The organism is Helicobacter mustelae, from assembly GCF_900476215.1.
GTDB lineage: Bacteria > Campylobacterota > Campylobacteria > Campylobacterales > Helicobacteraceae > Helicobacter_H > Helicobacter_H mustelae.
Genome location: NZ_LS483446.1, coordinates 1,249,167 through 1,270,132 on the forward strand (window position 1 = coordinate 1,249,167; position 20,966 = coordinate 1,270,132).

Below are 20,966 nucleotides of genomic sequence, written 5' to 3' on the forward strand. Positions count from 1 at the left end.
TCAAATCATCTCATCAAAACCACTAGCCAGGATTTGCAGGGAAGAATTTACAAAAATCCTCCCAAAACAAACAAACATCTCAGAAAATAGGAAGGAAAATGGCAGAAGTTATTACAATTACATCAGGCAAAGGTGGAGTGGGAAAATCCACATGCACCGCAAATATCGCGGTGGGATTGGCGCAAAATGGCAAAAAGGTCGTGGCAGTGGATTTTGATATTGGGCTTAGAAATCTTGATATGATTTTGGGATTGGAGAACCGCATTGTTTATGATGTTGTAGATGTCATGGAAGGAAAATGCAATCTCCAACAAGCCCTCATCAATGATAAAAAAACAAAAACGCTCTACTTCCTTCCTGCAAGCCAGAGCAAGGACAAAAACATCCTAGACAAAGACAAGGTCAAAAAGCTCATCGAAGATCTCAAAAGAGATTTTGATTATATTTTGCTAGATTCTCCAGCAGGGATTGAAAGCGGCTTTGAGCATGCGATTTTTTGGGCAGATAGAGCCCTTGTGGTCGTCACTCCTGAAGTGAGTTCTGTGCGCGATAGCGATCGAGTCATTGGAATTATTGATGCCAAATCTGACAAGGCAAAAAATGGACAAGAGGTGCAAAAACACATCATCATCAATCGCATCAAACCAGAACTTGTTGCTAAGGGAGAAATGCTAAGCACTGAAGATGTGCTAAGCATCCTAGCACTTCCTTTGATCGGGCTAGTGCCAGAGGATAACCGCGTCGTCTCCTGCACCAATACAGGAGAGCCTGTTATCTACACCAATAGTCCTAGTGCCATCTGCTACAAAAACATCACCCAGAGGGTTCTTGGCAATGAAGTACCCTTCCAAAAAATGGAAAAAAAGAGCTTTCTTCAAAGGTTGTTCCAATGAGTTTCTTAGATTTTTTTCGACAAAAAAACTCAGCTAATGCAGCAAAAAACCGCCTTAGCATCATGCTTGCTCATGAAAGAAGCGTGAACATCCCCTATATGGAAGAGATGCAAAGAGAAATCTTGGAAGTTGTGAAAAAATATACCAAAAGCTCGCAAGTCCAAATCAAAACAAACTCCAATCAAAATATCAGCACACTTGAAGTAGAAGTCACACTAGGCTCATAATGCAGAGCCATTTTGATTATCACCCCCTCCCACAAATCCCAGAAAGCCTATCTGCACTCAAGCTGCAGCAGCTTTTTTATGTGGGCAGGCCAGAGCTCCTGCAATCCTCTCTAAAAATTGCCATTGTTGGCTCGAGGAATCCCAATCCCTATGCCAGAGCCTTTGTCACACAGCTTGCAAGCAAACTCACTCCCCATGCCACCATTATTAGCGGTGGGGCGCTTGGGATTGACATCATCGCACACAAAGCAGCACTCCCCCACACCATCATGATTTCACCAAGCAGCCTAGATCTCATCTATCCTGCTAGCAATCAGCACATCATCAAAGAAATTGCCGCGCGCGCTCTGATTTTGAGCGAATATGAAAAAAACACACCTCCTAGGCCCTATAGCTTTTTGCAACGCAATCGCATTGTGATTGGTCTAAGTGATATTGTCATCATCCCTCAAGCAGATCTAGGCAGTGGAAGCATGCAGAGTGCAAAAATGGCGCTAAAGCTAAAAAAACCCCTCTATGTCCTTCCCCATCGCATCAATGAAAGCCTTGGCACCAAATCCCTCCTTTCCCAAAATCAGGCAAGGCCAATCTATGATATTGAGGAATTTCTCAAAGAATGTGAAATTACACCAAATGCCAGAGATGAGATTTTGGAATTTTGCGCACAAGCTCCAGATTATGAAGTGGCACTGGAAAAATTTGGCAATAGGCTTTTGGAATATGAGCTAGATGGCAAGATTAGGCGCGAAAATGGCAAGGTGATTGCGCTGTGATGATCGCATGCGACATTGGTTTAAAACGCATCGGGATAGCAGGACTCATTGAGGGGATTATCCTGCCCATGGAGCCTATATTGCGAACAAATCGCAATCAAGCAGCAAGCGATCTCTCCAAGCTCCTCAAAGAAAAAAATGCTCACACCCTCATTGTGGGAATCCCGCAATCTGGCAATGCAGAAGACACCAAAAGGCGAATCATGTTTTTTGTCTCCTTGCTAGAGACCTCTGCAAAAATCCTCTATGTCAATGAGGACTGCACAAGCCTTGAGGCACGCCAGGATCTCTCTCATCTCAAAAAACAAAGGCGCCAAAATGCCCAAAAAAATGGGAGAATTGACTCTCTTGCAGCCTGCAAAATCCTGCAGCGCTATCTCCAAAAAAACCCATGATTTTGCACGCAAACCAAGCGCTAAATTTGAGTGCATAAATTCAAGCGACTTTAAATCCCACAAAATCCATTAAGACAATCCACAAAATGCGCATGCCCCGCCAAAATCATGCTTCTTGATTTTGGCTCTTGTAGATTTGCAAGAGGGCAAAATACAAAACAAGATAAATCACACAAAAGATAAGAGAAAATAGCATAAAATCGCGGGGTTCTTCTGCATAGCAAAGCACTGCAAGCACATAGAAGAGATAGACAAAAAGGATGGCAAATGCACTCATTGCATTCCTTCCCCAGATCTTATAAAGCAAGGAATGCAGATGCATGCCATCAGGCTGCATGGCCTTTTTGCCAGAGAGTTTTCTGCGAAAAATCGAAAACACCACCTCCCACACTGGATAAATCATCACACAGAGCCCAAACCACGTACTTACCCCATGGTTGCTCAAAACCCCAAGCAAAAACGCAATCAATGCGCCCAAAAAATATGCCCCACCATCGCCTAAAAAAATCTTGCCAAAGGGGAAATTGAGCACAAAAAATCCCAAAATCCCAAACCAAACAATCCATGCAACAGACGCCACCCACACCACTTCTTTGTCCAAGGCTACAAAGATAATCGCACCAAAGACAATCAAGGCAATGCCACTAGAGAGGCCATTGAGTCCATCAATGATGTTGAGCGCATTACTCACACCAACAATGCTAAACAAAGTGAAGAAAAAAGCCAAGAAGGCAGGCAGGATCATAATGGGGGAAAAATCAGAAATCAGCGCGCCACTATGCTTAAAGAGCAGCAAAATCCCAAGGATTTGGATTATGAGACGGGCTTTGGGCTTGAGACTGTCTAAAAGATCCTCAAGCAACCCAGCCAAAAACACCACAAAAAGCCCTAAAAACACAAAAAGAGAATCCCAAGAAAAAGGAATAAAAACAAAAAAACCACAGGCAAACGCGACAAAAATTCCAATACCACCAAGCCTTGAGATATTTTGACTATGGAGTTTTTGGGGTTTGTTTTGCTGGGCAGAATCAATCCCAATAAAACCCCTTTGGGCAGCAAAGATGCAGAGGATGCACACAAGAAATGCAATCACAAAAACCAAAAATCTCACCCATTCCCCCCATTCCCAAAAATGCGCATGCCCTCATTGCTAGAGATGGCGATTTGGCTGGGGATTTGATGGAATTTCTCTTCTTTGATGAGATTTTTAATCGCAGTATTGGCAGACAAAATCTCAAATTCGGCTCCTGTATCCTTGTTCCTCCTCTGTGCAATCACACCAATGAGACTTTCAGCAAGCTCGTTGCTTGCGCGCTTCCTATCCTCAAAGCCACTCAAAAAGCGCAAAAGCGCGCCAGTGGTATCCTTGCTATGCAAAGTAGCCAACACAAAATGCCCAGTGAGTGCGGCAAGGAGGGCGGATTGCATAGCAATTGGCTCGCGTAGCTCTCCGATAAAAATCACATCAGGACTTTGGCGCATCGCGCTCACAATCCCACTAGCAAAACTCCTAGTATCACGCCCCACCTCCCGAAAGGTGAAAAAACTCTGCTTATTTTGATGCTTGAATTCTACAGGTTCCTCGATACTCACGATATGCTTGTGAAAATGTGTATTGAAATAATCCAAAATCGCATTGGCAAGCGTGGTTTTGCCACTACCCGTGGCACCAGCGATGAGAAACAAACCTTTTTGATGCGCGATTTTAGGCTTGAGAAAATCAAAATGGGGATGATCAAAAACTGGCAGGATTTCTTTGGGCAAAATGCGAAAAAAAAGCGCTGGGCTGCCTTGGGATAAAAAAATATGCACGCGGAAAAAAAATCCTCCAAATTCCAGGGCCACATCTTGCTCGATGCCCTGATTTAGCAGATCTCTTTTGCTCTGACTTAGGAGGGAATGGATAAAAGAAGCGATGGCATCGCTATCTACATAACCTGCCTCATGCACCTCTTGGTGTACCTTGTAGAGGATTTTAGAATTTGCATAGACATAAATGTCACTCACCCCCCCTGTGAGAAATCCAAACAAATCAAGGATTTTTTGCATTGCTTCCCTCTTTTTTGATGATCTTATGCGTGAAATATCGCATTATATGGAAATTTCTGGGATTTTTGTGCAAAACGATGATTTCTACATCATAGACATCTGCTTTCTCAGAGATTTGATAACTTCCCTCAAATCCTTCAAAATCTAAGCCATCCTCTAGGCAGCTAGCTTTTTCTTTTTGTTTGATGCACTGGGCTGCAAGCTCATAGAGGCTCTTTGCAAAAAGTTCATTTTGAAAGCTGCCATAAAAATTGCTAATGACATCTTCTTGCAATCCCACACTCCGAGGCACCATCACGCTAACTCCAATAAAAATCATGAGCAAAATCACTCCATACCACAGCCCAAAGGCCCTCATGTCTGCTCCCCATAAAGCAGAATCGCATGCCCAATGCAAAGATATCGATCACATAACTCCATCCATAACCCCTCTTTTGTGCGCGAGATTTCTAGCCTCCTTACAAAAGATAATAGCAGCACATCATCTAGATAGAGATCCTCACCCCTTAGCTCTACTTGAACAAAATGCTCTTTTTGATAAAAATGCATGCTAGAGGCTGTGGTGATAATCTTTGTAGCATCCTCAAGATAACGCGAGATTTGCAAGAGGGCATTGATGAGCTGTAGGCTACTTTGGGCCTGCTGGTAAGAGAGAAATTCTTGCTTTTTGCTGCTTAGCGAAAGCTTGGTAGCTGCCACACTAATCACCCCCAAAATCACAACTGCCATCAAAAATTCCAGCAAAACAAAAGCGTGAATGCGCATTATTTGCATTCCCCTATCTCTAGATACATATAGGCAATGGGAGCGATGTTTTTGTGTAGTAATGCCTGACAGCTACGATTTTTTTTGGTCATAACCATGATGGATTGGGTGCTTAGATTTTGATGAGTTAGCATTTGTTTTTGTGCCTGAGAAATTTCTTTTAGATCTTTTTTGTTTTTTTGCAGAGCGGTGAGTTCGAGATTGAGATTCATGGATGCCTTGATTACAAAACCAATAAGCACCAGAGCCATCAAAAGCTCTATAGTGATGAATGCTTTATTTTTGCACAAGAAAATCCCGCTGTAAATATGCTTGTTCCCGCTTGCCATCTTTTTCAAAAGCAATTTGCAAGATGAGCTTATAGCGCCCCTCTTTTTTGGGAGCGAAGTCAAAAGATAATTGATGATCATCACCCTCAAAAAGCAAATCTGCCTTATCTTTGTAGTTTTTGTCATAGTAGCGAATCATATAAACGCCATAATGCAAAATCTTGGGCGCATTGGGCTTCTTTTTTAGGAATTCTAGCTGCAAGATGTTTTTTGTCCTTGGTTTTAGCACCAGGGGTTTTTGGATTTTTTCCTCGATTTTTTTGGCGCGCAGAAGGTAGGGCGGGATAAAATGATCTTTTTGTTCATTGGATTTTACAAGCACTTCATAACTCTCTGCAAAATGCCTGGTCGCTCCAAGAAAGAGATCAGGACTCTTTTCTATGGAGCTAGATTTTTGCAGATAAGAATTGTCGTTGATATTAGGCTGCACTAAGGAAATATAAACCAATGCCACCAAAAGCAATACACCTATGAAAATGATAATCAAAATTCCCAGTGGCCAATAATTTCTTTTCACTTTTTCCTCGCTTTGTAATAAACAAAAATCATCAAAACCACCAAAGAAATGAGCATAAGCTTCATCACAAAGGCCGAGATCCCCGCTAAAAACTCTTCATGTTTGTTGATGATATTCCCCTCAAGCACAACTCCCCTCGCGCTTGCAAATGCATCAGCAAAATGCGCATAGCCATTTAATGCAATAGCTAAGAGACGCTGCTTGTCCATTACATCTGATTTCTTCACGGGAAGAAATGGCACCATAAAATCCTGATACAGGGCATCCACCTTGACAACCCCCTGCAGATCCCCGCTCATCAAAAAATCAATCTTATGATCTTGTGGTGCAATAAAGATCACAAAATAGCTACCTTTGAGCAGAGCTGTTTGCTCTCTAGCAAAATCCTGTCTTTGGATTCTATCCACGCTTTTGCTATCCTTGATAAGCAGATAGAGAGAGATTCCTGTTTTTTGCAAGAGCTCTGAGCCAATTTTATCCACCACTCCCAACATCTTAGGATCTAGGGATGAGACATCCCCCAGTAGGAAGCCATGGGCAGACAAAAAGGAAGACAGGAGCAAAAATACAAAGAAAAGCTCCCTAACACATTTCATCACCTAGACCATAAACAAAAAGGAATTAGGAACAATCAAAAGAATCAAAGAAGTAGCAATCATTGCTACGATCAAAACTGCCAACAATTTCTCAAGTGCAGTGAATCTCATTTTTTCTCCTTTATGATTTTGTAATACTCTGCATTATTTTTGCTTTCCATTTTTACAAGATCTGTTTCAATGGTATAGGAATTGGTGGCTTGATCTTGCTGGGTCTTGATGCTTTTGTACCCCAAAAAAAACACCAATCCAAGCAGCACAGCCACGATAACAAAAAGCCCAAGAATTCCATTTATCCCGAATAATTTACCCATGTTTTTCTCCTTAATCATCAAGTGGTTGCAAAGAATTGATAAAAGCAGCAAGCGCCTCAATCTGTATATCATTGAATTTGGCGTATTCAAACGAAGGCATCCTGCCAATATGTCCCTTTTTGCCTTTTTTCAATACTTCTTTGAGGAATTCTGGGGTGCCGTATTTGGTCAAATCTGCAGCCAATCCAGCATTCCCCTTGCCATCTGGGCCATGACAAGAAGAACAAGTAGCACTATCCCAAAGCTGCTTGCCTTTTTCTACATCCAAATTTTCAAACTTGAGATGAGCATTGGAGATATGAGACATGACGAATTTGGATAAAATCTCAGAATCCTTAGCATCTAGCACAATGGGTGGCATCTCGCCAGCCATATAATTAAGCCCCACGCTTCCATGCTTCATGGTGTCTTCGATACCCTGATATTTTCCCCAGCGCGTGAGATTCTGCGCCTTGCCTCCCATGCCCTCAGCATCCACGCCATGGCACTGAGAACATTTCACCAAAAAAATCCCCTGCCCCATTTTGATCTTATCCTCGATAGAAAGGTTCTGCCACTTCTCTTCAAATTTTTTGTTATGCTCGCTCACTTCTTTATTGAATTCTCCAATCTGGGAATAGGCATTGAGCGGATAGCCAAAAAACACATACCAAGCCCCCCAGAGGATTAGTGCAATAAAACAAATCGCCCATCCTATAGGAAGATTATTGGTAAATTCAGAAATCCCATCCCATTTATGATTTGTCAACTCCCCTTCTGCTTTGCTATCGCGCATCTTCCTGATATAAAATGACGTAACAAAAATCGTTAAAATCAAAATTCCAATCGCAGCGATAAAAGCCATAAGATTTATATTATCACTTAACCAACCCATTTTTACTCCCTTTTATTTTATTCTTTCTTCAATCACTTGATCATCAAGCCTGTCTTTTAAAGCGAGATCGGCGTATTTTTCATAATCGCGACTTCCATTTTTTTGCTTTCTGTACATGCTGATGATATAGCCATAGAGAAAAATCACCAAGAAAATCGTAATAACCACATAAGAGATCCCTCGCCACATTTCTGTATCATTCATAGCTTCGCTCCCAATTTATTTCGTGACTCTCTTTCCTAGACTATTGAGATATGCAATCAATGCCACAATCTCTCTTACTTCACCCTTTTCAAAAGCAGCTTTGACTTTTTCATTTTTCATATCTTGCACGATTGCTGCTGCCTCTTGCATATATTGCTTTTTTGCCTCTTCAAGATCACCAAGTTTCACACCACCCTCTGTATCATAGGGCACGTTAAAGACTTTTTTCTGCGTCAATGCTTCTGCATAGGCAGTGTCAAAATCTACATCTTTTTTGTAGAGATGCTTGTATGCAGGCATAATGGATCCAGGTACTACACTATGAGGATCCCACATGTGATTGTTATGCCAATCTGTGCTCCTACTATCTCCAATCCTGTGGAGATCTGGGCCAGTGCGCTTAGAACCCCATAAGAATGGCCGATCATAGGCATATTCCCCACTCAAGCTATATGCACCATAGCGATCCACTTCTGATTGGAAGGGGCGAATCAATTGAGAATGGCAGTTATAGCATCCCTCTTTGATATACACCTGTCTACCCGCAGTTTCTAGCACTGTATAGGGGCGCAGCCCTTCAATAGGGCGCGCAGACTTGGTGAAATCAGGCAACACCTCTACAATCCCTGCTACAGAGAAAACCAACAAAAACGCTATCGTAAAAAAGAATGGATTTTTTTCTAACCAGCTAAACATTTATTCCTCCTTAAGCAGCCATGGGTGTGGCATAGTTTGGCTCGCTCTGAAGCTTTCTGCCAACTGTAATGGTCATGAAAATGTTGTAAATAAACATAATAAATCCCAGAAGATAGAGCACGCCACCTACGCCGCGGATCACATAATAAGGGTGCAGGCGAGTTACTGTATCAATAAACTGATAAGTGAGGTTCCCATACATATCTACATCTCTCCACATCATACCCTGGGTGATACCTGCAATCCACATACTTGAGAAATACAACACAATGCCAATCACCATGATCCAAAATTGCATCTCTACGATTTTTTTGGAATAGATCTCGCGATTGAAGATTCGAGGAGTCATGTGGTAGGAAGCAGCAATAATAGTAAATCCTACCCAACCCAAAGCAGCATCATGCACATGCCCAATAATCCAATCTGTAAAATGCGCAAGAGCATTGACAGATTTGATGGATTGAATGGGTCCTTCAAGTGTGGCTAGCATGTAGAATGTGGAAGCAAGCACTAGGAATTTGATAAGCGGAGATTCCTTGAGTTGATGCCATTGACCACGCATGGTAAGCAGCATATTAATCGCTGTACCCCAAGAGGGTAGAATCAATATGACAGAAAACACTGATGCTAGAGTCTGAATCCAATCTGGGACAGTGGAATAAATCAAATGATGCCCGCCAGCCCAAATATAGACAAACATCAAGCTCCAAAAAGAAAATAGGGTTAATTTATAAGAGAAAATTGGCTGACCAGATTCTTTGGGAAGGAAATAATAAATAATCCCAATAATCCCAGAGGTAAATACAAATGCCACAGCATTATGACCCCACCACCATTGCACCATCGCATCATTGCTCCCTGCATACATCGAAATAGAATGCCAAACACTTCCTAATTTTGCAACAAAGTAAGTGGGAACGGCGAGATTATTAAAGATAAAGAGCACAGAAATCGCAGCAAAGGTCGCGATAAAATACCACAGAGAAATATAAATGGTTTGCTCGCGGCGCACTCCCATGCTACCAAACATATTAATACCCCAAAGCACCCAAACAACCACCACCAACAAATCCAAAGGCCAAATGAGCTCTGCATATTCCTTGCTCTGTGTCAAACCCATAAACAGGCTCACCACCGCGAGAACTAGCAGCAAAATATAAGCCCAGAAATGCAAAAGGCCAATAAATTTTAAAAATGCGTGCTGATGATAGGTGATCTTTAAGACACGCTGACCCAAATAATACCATGCTGCCCAAATCCCACTTAATGTGAAACCATAAATAATCCCATTGGTGTGCAAAGGACGCAATCTCCCAAAAATTGCATATTCTCCTGCAAGATAATTCAGACTCGGAAATGCCAGTTGCAGCGCCAAAATAACGCCGATGAGCATGCCGATAAATCCAAACACAAGCGTGGAAAATAAAAACAATCTTGCTATGGAATAATCATATTCCATGACCATTTTCTCTTCTTGTTGCATAGATAATCTCCTTCATTTTTGTTTATTGCGAGCGTAATTGTAGTGTTATTTCTTTTAGCAAAAACTTAAAAAATGCGCTTTTGCAAAAAATTCATCTGCTCTTTTTTGAGCTTGCCCTGCTCCAAAAGCCAGGCGATTTTGGGGCGCAGTCTCTTGGGAATGCGCATGCTACGCGCCCATTCTCTGAAGGACCTATCCATGGACTTGGATACATTCCCAGAAGTCAAAAAAATCCATCCCTCATTGCTTGAGAGTAGATATTTTCCCGCAATGATTCCATCATAATTCTGCTTGAGGATTTCTTGGCGCTGGGGAGCACTTAGCACATAGCCCATTTTTTTTAGGATCTTATCAATGCAGTCTAGATTGCTCAAATCATTGGATTTTTTAAAATAAAAAATTTCGCTCACCTGTGAGATTTGGCGCAGATAGAGTCTCTCCTGCTCCTCTTGGAGATATCCTAGCGTCTTGGTAATCCCCTTGGCATGCTCTTGTATGAGGCTATTTGCATAATTTTTACGGATTTTGTTGCGCCATATCCTTGTATTCTCATTACTACTATCTTCAAAATACACTCTTTTGCGCACCATCTCTAAAATTTGGTCCTTGCTAATTTCTAGCAAAGGCCGCACAATAACATAACCCTCACGCTCCTCTCTGCGTCTAAATCCCAGCAGATTATTTAGCCCACTTCCCTTGCAAAGCTGCATGATAAACCACTCTAAGCGATCATTGAGATGATGGGCCAATAAAAGATTTTCATATCCTTCTTCTTTGATGATGCGCTCAAAAAAACCATATCGCTGCACCCTTGCCTGATGCTCAAAATCCCGCACAATTCCTAAAGCTTGATGAATAAATAAGCGTTTTTGATAGCATGCTGCAAGCTCTTTGGCATATGCCACCTCTTTTATGGATTGCTCCCGCAATCCATAATCCACAATCCCCATATCAAAATCTATCCCCTCTTCTAGTAGACAAAAAAACAATGCTGTAGAATCTGGCCCACCTGAAAATCCCAAAAGATTTTTCTTCCCCTCCAAATCCTGGAGGAAAATCACAATCTCTCTACCACCCTGCCAAAAATCATCCCATCCCTCACCTCTGTAATCTGGGCGAGATAATAGCCAGGGTCTAGAGCGAGCGTATCAAGCTCGCTGTCATTGATGAGGATCTCCCCATCCACTTCTGGAGCCCAGGGAAGTGCCCTTGCAGAATAAAAATACTCGCTAATAGCACTTTTGCCCTCTAGCAATACTTCATACTGCTTGCCAATCATAGAGTTTAAAATTCTCTTTTGTTGTTTTTTGAGGATTTGCTCGATTTTTTTGATGCGCTGATTGATGATTTTGGTGGGGATTTTTTCCTCCATCAAATCCGCTGCACTCCCCTCTTCTGAAGAAAAGGCAAAAACATTCAAGCGATCAAAAACAAAATCCTCCAAAAAAGAGCAGAGTTCTGCAAACTCCTCCTCGCTCTCTCCGGGATGCCCGATGATAATGGTACTACGCACAAAGCTATCAGGCACCGCACGCATAGCATGCAAAAGCTCGATGTGGCGCTCCTTGCTAACTCCTCGCTTCATTCTTTTGAGCATCTTTGCATGGATATGCTGGATGGGCATATCAAAATAATTCTGGAAGATTTTAGAATCCCTAATCACAGCAATCAAATGCGGGGTTGTAGTACTAGGATAGAGATAGAGCATGCGCGCAGATCTTGCAAGCCCCTGCTCTTCTATTGCGCCAATAAGCTGCACCAAGCCATCCTTCACTCCATGATCGCGCAAATACGAGCTAGAATCCTGCGCAATGAAGGTAAAATCCTGATACCCCCTTTGGCTTAGATTTTGGATCTCTTTGAGTACGGATTCTATGCTGCGAGATTTTAGTTTGCCCTTGAAGCTTGGGATGGAGCAAAAACTACAAGCCTGATTGCAGCCTTCTGAGATTTTGATATAGGCATGGATCCTTGAGCCTGTGATGATGCGCTCTTTTTTCTCATCTGCCAAAAACACGCGATCTGAGCTTATCCCGCGCCTTTGCTCAATCATCTCATCAATCCTATCATAATCCCCCACCCCAGTGATGATATCAATCTCTGGGATCTGCTCTCTTAGCTCTTTTTGGTAGCGCTGGGTGAGGCAGCCACTTGCCACAATCAATGCGCCTTCTTTTTTTTCCTGCGCCATCTTTAAGATCATGCCAATGCTCTCTTCTTTGGCAGATTGGATGAAGCCGCAAGTATTAATGATAATCACATCTGCACTGCTGGGGTCATCGATGATTTTGTATTCTTTGAGCACACCTAGCATCACCTCAGAATCCACGAGATTTTTTGTGCAGCCCAGCGACACAAGATGCAGAGTCTTCATGCAGGATCCTCAAGCATATCCACTTCCCAAAAGAAATTCACCCATTCTGTGGGCTCGCGAAGGGAAAAATCCGCATGGACCTTAGCCCCTGGCTTTTGGAAAATCACTGCGGTTTTGAAATCCGCTTCTGGGAAATTTAAGCGCAGCTTTTGTGCCACCGCGCTTAGACTCTCGCCGCTATCTACAATCTCATCAAGAATCAAGATTTTTTTATGCTCTTTTTTGATGGAGGGCATATTTTCGATAATGAGGGAACTCTGTACGTTAGTATCACTATAAGAAATGGCATTAAGGGTATAGACTGCACGAATATTCCATGCAAGTCCTAGCATATGGCTCATTGTCATCCCACCTCTAGCGATGCATACAAGTGCATCAGGGATGCCTATTTTGTGCTGGACTCTATTGCGAAGCTCTTTTAAATCTTTTAAAAAATCCTGATATGAATAATACATTTACAATCCTTGAGTTCTAAAATGCCAATTATAGCATTTCGCATTAAAAATCCACGCTCAAAGATGCATAATAACGCCGCCCCTCACGGATATAGTTGTAGTTGTTGTAGTACACTCCATTGGACAATACAAAGTCCACAAAATTATGATTTAGCAAATTATAGATTCCAAAATTTAGTTTTAAATTTTTCTTGATCCTATAGCTACCTCCAACATGCAGCAAAAAATAAGTCTTGTAATATTTGCTAAGACCAGGATTTTTTCTCAAAAATTCATCAAGCAGCGCGAGTGTGTTCACATTTCTTCCCACATCAGTTCGAAGCTGTTTTGCCCTCAATTCCCCCCGCAAATAAAACGCCAGGCCAAAGGGGAGATTATAATTCATCGCGCCATTAAAAGAATGCAGAGGAATTCCCGTGAGTGGCAGGCCCTTTGCCTTGCCTGAGGTCTGCTCTGTGTGATTGTAAGTGTAGGAAGTCACAAAATCCACATCCCCATATCCGATGCTAAGAGGCCTTAGGCCAAGATATGTCTCTGCCCCATAGGAGATGGCAGTATCCGCATTGACAAAATACGTACAATTTCTGCCATTTTGCGACACACAGACTCCACCCCCTGGCACTGGGACCTGCTTGCCATTTGGCACACTGGCTCCCTGGATTTTATTACTAAACTGAATAAAAAAGCCAGTCACGCCAAGCTCAATAATTTTATTTTCATAAGAGAGGCTTACTTCATAATTTGTAGAAGTCTCTGGCTTTAGGCTTGGATTTCCATATGTGGGGACTGTTCCTTGTGCAGTGAGTCCATTGATTCCGCTAACAAGGTCTGTGACCGTTGGAGTTTTATAACCAGTAGAAATCCCACCTTTTAAAATCAAGCTATTGCCACCGCCTCCTTTTTTGCCCTCTAAAATATTATAAACAACATAGCCCCTTGGCGAGACATGAAAGCCAAAGCTTGAGTTATACTCCCCACGCATGCCAAGCTGCAAAATTAAATTTTCTCGCAAAAATGTCTCATTCTCAGCAAAGAGCGCAACATTGTGATAATACATGAAGGGCTGCTTCACCACAACCCTATCCATGAGAGAAGAAAACCAATATCTTGCCCCAAGTGTTGTGATATTTGCATGCGAGATATAAAAAACATTTTTATTGTCAATCAAGATATCCTGACCCAAAAGCACTCGGTTTTGGCCCACCAGTGGGCTTCCCTTGGGCACGGCAGAGACTGTGACCACCCTTCCATCATTGCGTGTGGAGAGATATTGTATGCTTGTATCAGTTTGGAAATTTTCATATTTCCCCTGATGGGAAAAGATGACATTATTTCTCAAAAAGAAGATGTTTTTCTTGTATCCGCCGACATTTCCCACCGTTCCTAAAAGGCTTTGGGAGTTGTTATACCACTGCAGTGCATTATCATAATCTAGATAAAAATAATTCTTGGAATCTGCCTGATATGCAAGCCTAAAGCCAAGATTTGAGTTATTACTCTCACTAAGCCCCACAATATTTCCTCGAGTTACTTGAGTATCCTGCCCACTTGTGGTGGGGATGATTTTTAGATCAGCAGTTGGTACCTTCATACGATATTGATCGCGAATTCGAAGCGATAGGGTCCACCTTTTGGCCGAGTCAAGAGGCCCTCCCATCCACAAAGACGCTCCATATAAATTCCCAAATGCCCGATTTTCCTGAAATACGCTATCAAGCATAAAACTCCCACTCCAAGAATCTAGCTGCTTTTTCATAATGATATTCACAATCCCACCAATTGCATCACTTCCATAGAGCGTGGAAGCTGGCCCGCGAATTACCTCAATACGATCTAGTGCTGCAAGTGGGGGCATGAAGCTTGCAAAAACCTCTGTGAAGCCATTGGGAAATCCAGCACTGCTGGTGTTTTGACGCTTGCCATCTAGGAGGATGAGCGTGTAGTTTGATGGCATCCCACGAATGGAAATACTATAATCCCCTATTTTCCCAATACCCTGCTCGATAGAGACACCAGGCACAAGCGCGACCGCCTCACCCAAGTCCCTCACAGGCTTATTTTTTAGCTCCTCACTATCAACCACAGAAACAGATGCAGGGGTTTCTTTGAGCGCTTGTTTGTATCCAGAGGCTGAGGTCACGATTCTATCGAGATTTAGAGATTTTACTTCATCAGAAATAGAGAGCGAGAGCCCAGCTATGCCAAATAAAAAAATTCTTATCTTCTTCATAATGACTCCTCATAATATAAATTATTTGTGATAATTATTATCATTAATATTTGAAGATTCTGCGAAATTTTAAACAAGGGCAGCGTTTTCATTAAGAGATATCTTTATGCTAAAATGCCTGGCAAAAAATCCATGGGAATTTGAAACAAAAAGGGCAAGCATGAAAATCTATGATAGCAAGAGCAAGCAAAAAGTCCCCCTAGTGCCGATCAAAGAAAAAGAAGTTAGGATCTATGTCTGCGGCCCCACCGTATATGATGATGCGCATTTAGGACATGCTAGGAGCTCCATTGTGTTTGATCTTTTGCGGCGCACCCTCAATCTCAGTGGCTACAAGACCACGCTGGTGAAGAATTTCACAGACATAGATGACAAAATCATCCACAAATCCCTAAACCATCAAATTCCCCTAGAAGAAGTCACACAAACCTACATCCATTCCTATATCCATGACATGGATAGGCTCAATGTCCTACCCCCTGACATCCATCCCAAGGCCACTCAGAGCCTAGGTGCCATCATTTCCTTTGTGGAGAGATTACTTCATAGAGGCCATGCCTATCAAAGCGAAAATGGAGATGTGTATCTGGATGTCAAAAAAGATCCTTTATATGGGAGCTTGAGCCAGAGGGGGGTGGATGATGAAAATCAAAGCCGCATCCAAGAAAACAAAGAAAAAAAAGACCCTAGAGACTTTGTGCTATGGAAGACCTACAAGGGAGAGGATGACATCGGCTATGAAAGTCCCTTTGGCTTTGGGCGGCCTGGATGGCATATTGAATGCTCTGCCATGATTGATGAACATCTTGCCTACAAAGATGAGGATTTTTGCATCGATATTCATGGCGGAGGGGCGGATCTACTCTTCCCCCATCACGAAAATGAAGCCTCCCAAACCCGTTGCGCATATGATAGCGAGCTAGCAAAATACTGGATGCATAATGAAATGGTGCATATCAATGGCGAAAAAATGAGCAAAAGCCTGGGAAATAGCTTTTTTGTCAAGGACGCACTGAAATTCCATGATGGAGAAATCCTGCGCAACTATCTGCTCACCACGCATTATCGCGCCATCTTGCATTTCAATGAAGAAGATCTCTTGATGAGCAAAAAGCGCCTAGATAAAATCTATCGCCTCAAAAAGCGCGCATTACCAGTGCAGGGAGTGAGGGATAAGGATTTTGAAGCGCGCCTCTTGCATCCCATGCAAGATGATCTCAACATCTCTCAAACCCTCAGCGTCTTAGATGAATTTCTCGCTCACGCCAATCAAAGCCTAGACCAAAACCCAAAAGACAAGGCCCTGCATGCAAACATCATCAGCAATCTTGCTTTTATCGAAGCTCTGCTAGGGATCGGAGGCAAGGATGGCAAGGTATATTTCCAGCTGGGAGTGAGTGAGGAAAAAGTAAAATGGATTGAAGAAAAAATCCATGAGCGAAAAAATGCCAAAAAAGAGAAAAACTATGTCCTAGCTGATGAGATCCGCCAAGAACTCCATGAAGAAGGCATAGCCATCATGGATACAGCGGAGGGCACAGTCTGGGAAAACACCGCAAAATCCTAAATTGAGTGCGTTTGATGGGTGTTTTTGTGACTCTTTCATGCCGCGCTTAGGCGCATTTGTGATTTTGAAGGGGGCTTTGGGCGCTTTTGTATAGGCGTGATTTTGGGATGCACAATTTCTTTTTGCACCCCTTTGCTTGGGTGTTTAATTCCCGCGCGGGAATTTTTGCCCCGCGCCATAGTTATTTTTCTGTGGGAGTTTTACAGATCTCTTTTGGCTGCCTTAGCTGCGTAAGCGCCTTTGATATGCCAGAAGATCTTTGATAGAAACAAGCATTTTCATTCCTTAGAAACGTGATTGCCCCCAGGGCGATTTAAATCTTTCCCATATCTCAGAAATGTGATGCCTCTAGCACAGTCAAAACCCGCCAAATTTAAACACAATCCAAAGCCCCATAAGCCAAAGCACTTGATTCAAATAAGCAAAATCCTCACATCACCCCCCAAAAGCTCAAATCATTCCAAATAGCAGATTTAATTCAAATAACCCAATTCTTTGAGGGCATTTGCCATGCGGGCCAAAATCACCCCCGCCTTCCCGCCGGCTTCTCCATGCTCGATAAAAACCGTGATGGCATACTTGGGTTTTTTATAAGGGACATAGCCCGTGATCCATGCATGTGAGCGGTGGTAATAGGGCATGTCACTTTCCTTGATGCGCACCTTGATATTTTGGGGGATGGAGACCACCTGCGCAGTGCCAGTTTTGCACGCCAATGGCATGAGAGCGCTTTGGGTGCCTTTGTGCGCTGTCCCTCTCTCAGAGCTGCAGGCCTGATACATCCCCTCTTGAATGAAGCGCAGTTTGGATTTTTGGAAGTCATTGAAGACATTTTTGCTAGTAAAATCACTTTCCTTGTCTTGGAAGATTTTGGCAAAATGCGGAGTGGGCAGCTCTCCTCCAGCAATGAGGGCTGTGTAGCGCACAATCTGCATGGGCGTGACAAGAAAGGACCCTTGGCCAATGGAGGTGATGACCGTATCGCCAAGATACCAGGGCTGGCCTTTGGACATCTTCCATTCTGGGCTTGGCAAGATCCCGACAAATTCATTGGGCAAATCCACCCCTGTTTTTTCTCCAAATCCCATGATGGAAAGCGTGTTTGCGATGTTTGTCATGCCTGCTTGCTGGGAAAGCTTATAAAAATACACATCCACTGATTCTCTAAGAGCCTTAATCACATCGGTTTTGCCATGTCCATCAGATTTCCAATCTCGAAATCTCCTGCCACCAAGCTCAATATAACCTGGTGCATCAATAAGAGTGTGTTCATTGATGCCCGCATGCTCCAAAAGTGCTAGGGCCATCCCCATCTTAATGACAGAGCCTGGGGCATACAATCCATTAATAAGCTTGTTTAGCAGGGGATTACTTAGATCTTCTTGCAGGGAATTCCATTTAGCATAGCTAATCCCGCCTACAAAATCATTGAGATCATATTCAGGATAACTCCCTGCCACAAGTAGCTCGCCGCTTTCTATATTCATCACAAGCACCGCACCATTCTTGCCACTAAAGGCCTCATCTGCGATTTTTTGGAGGCGCATGTCAAGTGTGGTAGTGAGATCATTGCGATTCACGCTATCATTTTCATAGCGTACAGAAATCATACGATTGTGCGAATCCACAATGACGATGCGCTCTCCAATCCTGCCCTGCAAAAAAGTATTATACTTGCGCTCAAGGCCTGTTTTTCCCACGATGCCCGTGTATTTACTCACCATATTTTTGCTGATATCACCCTCATCACTAGCCCCCACATAGCCAATCACATGAGATGCACTGCTAGCATAGGGATAATAACGCTTGCTTGCAGGCTCAATAAAGATTTTGCTATTTTGCACAAGGAAGGGATATTTTTTTTGCATCAGATTATAATCCACAAATTTCACCACCTTAATAGGAATGTGATTGTAGGCAGATTTTTCTTTGTTGTAGATTTTGGTGATTTCAGAGGCATTGAGGCTAGGGAGATATTTTTGCAAAAAATCAATCTGCCCCTCAAGCTGGGTAGGACTTAGATGAGGGTCTAGTGCGATGGAAAACCCCATCTGATTCATGGCCACCAATGCTCCATTGCGATCTTTGATTAGGCCGCGAAAGGGCACATCAATATCCTTGCGGGTGATGTTTTTTTGCGCGAGCTGGGTGTAGTATTGGTTGGACTGGATGCTGATGGCAAAAATGCGCATAAGCAGCACCATCCAGACTGCCACAAAGCCAATGACAATAATCTTGATGCGAAAATTCATCTTTTCCATAATATAATCACGCTTTCGGCGAAAAAATACCAAAAAATGACAAAATCAATACTAATGGGTCGATGACCACTGAGCACAGAAAAAGCCTGCAAAAAGAAAAAATAAAAAACATAGGGCAAAAACACATAAATGAGATTGAAAAAATACCCCTCTTCATGCAAAACCAGCTTCAATCGATGGACCAAATAAAACAAAAAAACAAAAAGCAAAAACAAAACACCAAGAAGGCTGGATTTTTCTACTTCAAAAAATAAAGTACATACAAATACACAAAAAAGGCCGATAAGATTTCTTTGCCTGGTATCTTGGATATATTTGGCAAATAGCACTCCAAGCAGGGGGGGCAGAATGGTATCAATGCTACTAAGCGTGATATAAAACACATAAAACAACAAAAAGGCAAGATTTTTTAGCAGGTTTTTAATAATGCTATTTCGTGACATGTGGGAAAATGTTTGCATGCTACACAGTCCATCCAGATTTTTTGATAGGGGATTTTTTCCTTGGCGATTTCTTCAAATCCCATTCTTTTAAAGAGATTGGGACGATAGGTCAAGACCAAAAAATCTTGAATCCCAAGGCTTTTCCCCTCTGCGATATTTCTTGCCACAAGTCCTTGTGCGATGCCTTGATTGCGATAATCTTGTGCTACAACAAGACTTCGAATCTCTGCAAGGCGCGGGGTGTAGATATGCAGCGCGCAAAAGCCAATGATTTTGTCATTATCTAGCGCTAGATAATAAGAGCGGATATTCTGTGCCATCTCTTCTGGGGATCTTGGCAAAATCAAACCCTGCTTGACCTCATCGCCGACTAGGTCTTGCATCTCTTGCAAATGAGATAAGAGTGGCTTTTTATAGATGATATTCATAATCAAAAACCCTCTTAAAGATTTCTTGCATCACCCTCTCTCTGCCACCTTGACTAGAGCGAAGCAGGGTAGAATCTGTGCTCATCAATAAGCCCCTTTGAGCTAGTCTTGTGCGCTCATTGGCATTGAGCTTGTCGCATTTGGTATAGATTTTTAGCACGCTCTGATCCCCGCGGCATCTCTGCTCTAGGATCTGGGAGACAGACTCATCGATGGGCAAATCCACATGACGACCATCAATGAGATGGAGAAAAAGCTTGATGGAGCTTCGATATTGCAAAAAATCCCATAGATTTTTTTCCCATTCCCTTTTGAGATCCTTGCAGACCTTGGCATAGCCAAATCCAGGCAAATCCACAAAACGAAAAAAAAACTCCCGCCCCTCATGCTCGCATCGCATCAAAAAAAAATTAATCAACTGCGTCTTTCCGGGTGTGGAGGAGCATTTAGCAAGTTTTGCATGATTTGCCATGAGATTGATAAAGGTGCTTTTGCCCACATTGCTGCGCCCCAAAAATGCGATCTCTGCAAGATCCTCTGGCGGGCAATCCTGGAGCTTTTTTGCGGAGGTAAGAAATGTTGCTTGCTTGATTTTTATCACGGCTTTTTGCCACTATCTTGTTTATTTTTTTGCAGCTCATCAAGATCAAAAACCAACTTGGCTGGCTTATTTTTGCTCCCCACTACATTCATAGAGCCGCTTTGATTATTGATCTTTATCTCATCCCCAGCTATACTGCTTTCCTTGCCCTCTTCTCTGGCCTTGGCGTTGCCGATGAGATGATACTCTTGGCTTTGGGCATTGTAGCGCAGGGAATTTGCCCTACCCCTAATCTTCCTGCCATCAGGAGTGGTGATGAAAAAATCCACATCCCCCTGCGCAAAAACCTCTTTGAGCTTATTGTCTTTGGTGGTGTAAATAGTGACCTTTTGGGCCTTGAGATGATCCTGACCCTTTTTCACATCCACATTCCCCTCTACCACACTAATCCCCTTTTGATTGTCTGCCATGAAATGATCAGCCACCACTTCTAGCTTCTCTGCAGCCACGCAAGAAAGCAGGGACAGAAAAATTCCTATCAACCTCTTCATG

At 42.7% G+C, this 20,966-nt stretch carries 26 protein-coding genes; 5 read left to right on the forward strand and 21 right to left on the reverse strand.

What is annotated here, in order from left to right; translation table 11 throughout:
* Nucleotides 1-98: 98 nt before the first annotated feature.
* The 4 genes from minD to ruvX are packed head-to-tail and all read left to right on the forward strand — an operon-like array spanning nucleotide 99 to nucleotide 2,288.
* Nucleotides 99-893, forward strand: a complete 795-nt coding sequence (minD, locus tag DQN48_RS05945; protein ID WP_013023450.1) for a septum site-determining protein MinD — start codon at nucleotides 99-101, stop codon at nucleotides 891-893.
* Nucleotides 890-1,120, forward strand: a complete 231-nt coding sequence (gene minE, locus DQN48_RS05950) for a cell division topological specificity factor MinE (RefSeq protein ID WP_013023451.1) — start codon at nucleotides 890-892, stop codon at nucleotides 1,118-1,120. The genes minD and minE overlap by 4 nt, the downstream gene beginning before the upstream one ends.
* Nucleotides 1,120-1,893: a DNA-processing protein DprA gene (locus DQN48_RS05955; RefSeq protein ID WP_013023452.1), complete on the forward strand. Its 774-nt coding sequence runs from the start codon at nucleotides 1,120-1,122 to the stop codon at nucleotides 1,891-1,893. Before minE ends, DQN48_RS05955 begins: the two co-directional genes overlap by 1 nt.
* Entirely contained in the window at nucleotides 1,890-2,288 is a 399-nt protein-coding gene (gene ruvX / locus DQN48_RS05960; RefSeq protein WP_041913181.1) for a Holliday junction resolvase RuvX, read from the forward strand. Before DQN48_RS05955 ends, ruvX begins: the two co-directional genes overlap by 4 nt.
* A 106-nt stretch (nucleotides 2,289-2,394) precedes the next feature.
* Here the strand turns inward: ruvX and DQN48_RS05965 are convergent, their stop codons facing one another.
* The 16 genes from DQN48_RS05965 to DQN48_RS06040 all read right to left on the reverse strand — a co-directional run bounded on the left by DQN48_RS05965 (nucleotide 2,395) and on the right by DQN48_RS06040 (nucleotide 15,174).
* Nucleotides 2,395-3,399, reverse strand: coding sequence for a glycosyltransferase family 4 protein (locus DQN48_RS05965; RefSeq protein ID WP_013023454.1), 1,005 nt, complete (start codon nucleotides 3,397-3,399; stop codon nucleotides 2,395-2,397).
* Nucleotides 3,396-4,337 (reverse strand): type IV pilus twitching motility protein PilT, encoded by a 942-nt coding sequence (locus DQN48_RS05970; RefSeq protein WP_013023455.1) that lies wholly within the window; start codon nucleotides 4,335-4,337, stop codon nucleotides 3,396-3,398. The genes DQN48_RS05965 and DQN48_RS05970 overlap by 4 nt, the downstream gene beginning before the upstream one ends.
* The gene (locus DQN48_RS05975; RefSeq protein ID WP_013023456.1) at nucleotides 4,321-4,695 is read right to left on the reverse strand and encodes a hypothetical protein; all 375 of its coding nucleotides are present in this window, start codon (nucleotides 4,693-4,695) and stop codon (nucleotides 4,321-4,323) included. Before DQN48_RS05975 ends, DQN48_RS05970 begins: the two co-directional genes overlap by 17 nt.
* The gene (locus DQN48_RS05980; protein ID WP_013023457.1) at nucleotides 4,692-5,102 is read right to left on the reverse strand and encodes a periplasmic protein; all 411 of its coding nucleotides are present in this window, start codon (nucleotides 5,100-5,102) and stop codon (nucleotides 4,692-4,694) included. Before DQN48_RS05980 ends, DQN48_RS05975 begins: the two co-directional genes overlap by 4 nt.
* On the reverse strand, nucleotides 5,102-5,353 hold the full coding sequence (locus DQN48_RS05985; RefSeq protein WP_013023458.1) for a hypothetical protein: 252 nt from the start codon (nucleotides 5,351-5,353) through the stop codon (nucleotides 5,102-5,104). The genes DQN48_RS05980 and DQN48_RS05985 overlap by 1 nt, the downstream gene beginning before the upstream one ends.
* Nucleotides 5,354-5,378: 25 nt before the next feature.
* Nucleotides 5,379-5,948, reverse strand: coding sequence for a hypothetical protein (locus DQN48_RS05990; protein ID WP_013023459.1), 570 nt, complete (start codon nucleotides 5,946-5,948; stop codon nucleotides 5,379-5,381).
* Nucleotides 5,945-6,493, reverse strand: coding sequence for a hypothetical protein (locus DQN48_RS05995; protein ID WP_013023460.1), 549 nt, complete (start codon nucleotides 6,491-6,493; stop codon nucleotides 5,945-5,947). Before DQN48_RS05995 ends, DQN48_RS05990 begins: the two co-directional genes overlap by 4 nt.
* A 158-nt stretch (nucleotides 6,494-6,651) precedes the next feature.
* Nucleotides 6,652-6,858, reverse strand: a complete 207-nt coding sequence (locus DQN48_RS06000) for a DUF4006 family protein (RefSeq protein WP_013023461.1) — start codon at nucleotides 6,856-6,858, stop codon at nucleotides 6,652-6,654.
* 10 nt (nucleotides 6,859-6,868) lie between these two features.
* Nucleotides 6,869-7,732, reverse strand: coding sequence for a c-type cytochrome (locus DQN48_RS06005; protein ID WP_013023462.1), 864 nt, complete (start codon nucleotides 7,730-7,732; stop codon nucleotides 6,869-6,871).
* A 12-nt stretch (nucleotides 7,733-7,744) separates the two neighbouring features.
* Nucleotides 7,745-7,936 (reverse strand): cytochrome c oxidase, cbb3-type, CcoQ subunit, encoded by a 192-nt coding sequence (locus DQN48_RS06010; RefSeq protein ID WP_013023463.1) that lies wholly within the window; start codon nucleotides 7,934-7,936, stop codon nucleotides 7,745-7,747.
* Between the two features lie 15 nt (nucleotides 7,937-7,951).
* On the reverse strand, nucleotides 7,952-8,632 hold the full coding sequence (gene ccoO, locus DQN48_RS06015; protein ID WP_013023464.1) for a cytochrome-c oxidase, cbb3-type subunit II: 681 nt from the start codon (nucleotides 8,630-8,632) through the stop codon (nucleotides 7,952-7,954).
* A 10-nt stretch (nucleotides 8,633-8,642) separates the two neighbouring features.
* Complete coding sequence (ccoN, locus tag DQN48_RS06020; protein WP_013023465.1) at nucleotides 8,643-10,115, reverse strand: cytochrome-c oxidase, cbb3-type subunit I; 1,473 nt, start codon at nucleotides 10,113-10,115, stop codon at nucleotides 8,643-8,645.
* A gap of 65 nt (nucleotides 10,116-10,180) precedes the next feature.
* A complete protein-coding gene (gene tilS / locus DQN48_RS06025; protein WP_013023466.1) occupies nucleotides 10,181-11,176 on the reverse strand; it encodes a tRNA lysidine(34) synthetase TilS in 996 nt (331 codons plus the stop codon).
* On the reverse strand, nucleotides 11,173-12,489 hold the full coding sequence (gene rimO, locus DQN48_RS06030) for a 30S ribosomal protein S12 methylthiotransferase RimO (protein ID WP_013023467.1): 1,317 nt from the start codon (nucleotides 12,487-12,489) through the stop codon (nucleotides 11,173-11,175). The genes tilS and rimO overlap by 4 nt, the downstream gene beginning before the upstream one ends.
* Nucleotides 12,486-12,944 (reverse strand): phosphoribosyltransferase, encoded by a 459-nt coding sequence (locus DQN48_RS06035; RefSeq protein ID WP_013023468.1) that lies wholly within the window; start codon nucleotides 12,942-12,944, stop codon nucleotides 12,486-12,488. Before DQN48_RS06035 ends, rimO begins: the two co-directional genes overlap by 4 nt.
* A 43-nt stretch (nucleotides 12,945-12,987) precedes the next feature.
* Complete coding sequence (locus DQN48_RS06040; RefSeq protein ID WP_013023469.1) at nucleotides 12,988-15,174, reverse strand: TonB-dependent receptor domain-containing protein; 2,187 nt, start codon at nucleotides 15,172-15,174, stop codon at nucleotides 12,988-12,990.
* A gap of 160 nt (nucleotides 15,175-15,334) precedes the next feature.
* Between DQN48_RS06040 and cysS the strand changes: the two genes are divergently transcribed.
* The gene (gene cysS / locus DQN48_RS06045) at nucleotides 15,335-16,741 is read left to right on the forward strand and encodes a cysteine--tRNA ligase (protein ID WP_041913378.1); all 1,407 of its coding nucleotides are present in this window, start codon (nucleotides 15,335-15,337) and stop codon (nucleotides 16,739-16,741) included.
* 473 nt (nucleotides 16,742-17,214) lie between these two features.
* Here the strand turns inward: cysS and mrdA are convergent, their stop codons facing one another.
* The 5 genes from mrdA to lptA are packed head-to-tail and all read right to left on the reverse strand — an operon-like array spanning nucleotide 17,215 to nucleotide 20,965.
* Nucleotides 17,215-18,993 (reverse strand): penicillin-binding protein 2, encoded by a 1,779-nt coding sequence (gene mrdA, locus DQN48_RS06050; protein WP_013023471.1) that lies wholly within the window; start codon nucleotides 18,991-18,993, stop codon nucleotides 17,215-17,217.
* Complete coding sequence (locus tag DQN48_RS06055; protein WP_041913185.1) at nucleotides 18,990-19,463, reverse strand: hypothetical protein; 474 nt, start codon at nucleotides 19,461-19,463, stop codon at nucleotides 18,990-18,992. The genes mrdA and DQN48_RS06055 overlap by 4 nt, the downstream gene beginning before the upstream one ends.
* Nucleotides 19,412-19,873, reverse strand: a complete 462-nt coding sequence (locus DQN48_RS06060) for an N-acetyltransferase (RefSeq protein ID WP_013023473.1) — start codon at nucleotides 19,871-19,873, stop codon at nucleotides 19,412-19,414. Before DQN48_RS06060 ends, DQN48_RS06055 begins: the two co-directional genes overlap by 52 nt.
* Nucleotides 19,857-20,474 carry a ribosome biogenesis GTP-binding protein YihA/YsxC gene (gene yihA / locus DQN48_RS06065; protein ID WP_013023474.1) on the reverse strand — a complete coding sequence of 206 codons (618 nt, stop codon included), beginning with the start codon at nucleotides 20,472-20,474 and terminating at the stop codon, nucleotides 19,857-19,859. The genes DQN48_RS06060 and yihA overlap by 17 nt, the downstream gene beginning before the upstream one ends.
* Nucleotides 20,471-20,965, reverse strand: a complete 495-nt coding sequence (gene lptA / locus DQN48_RS06070) for a lipopolysaccharide transport periplasmic protein LptA (protein WP_013023475.1) — start codon at nucleotides 20,963-20,965, stop codon at nucleotides 20,471-20,473. The genes yihA and lptA overlap by 4 nt, the downstream gene beginning before the upstream one ends.
* Nucleotide 20,966 lies beyond the last annotated feature (1 nt).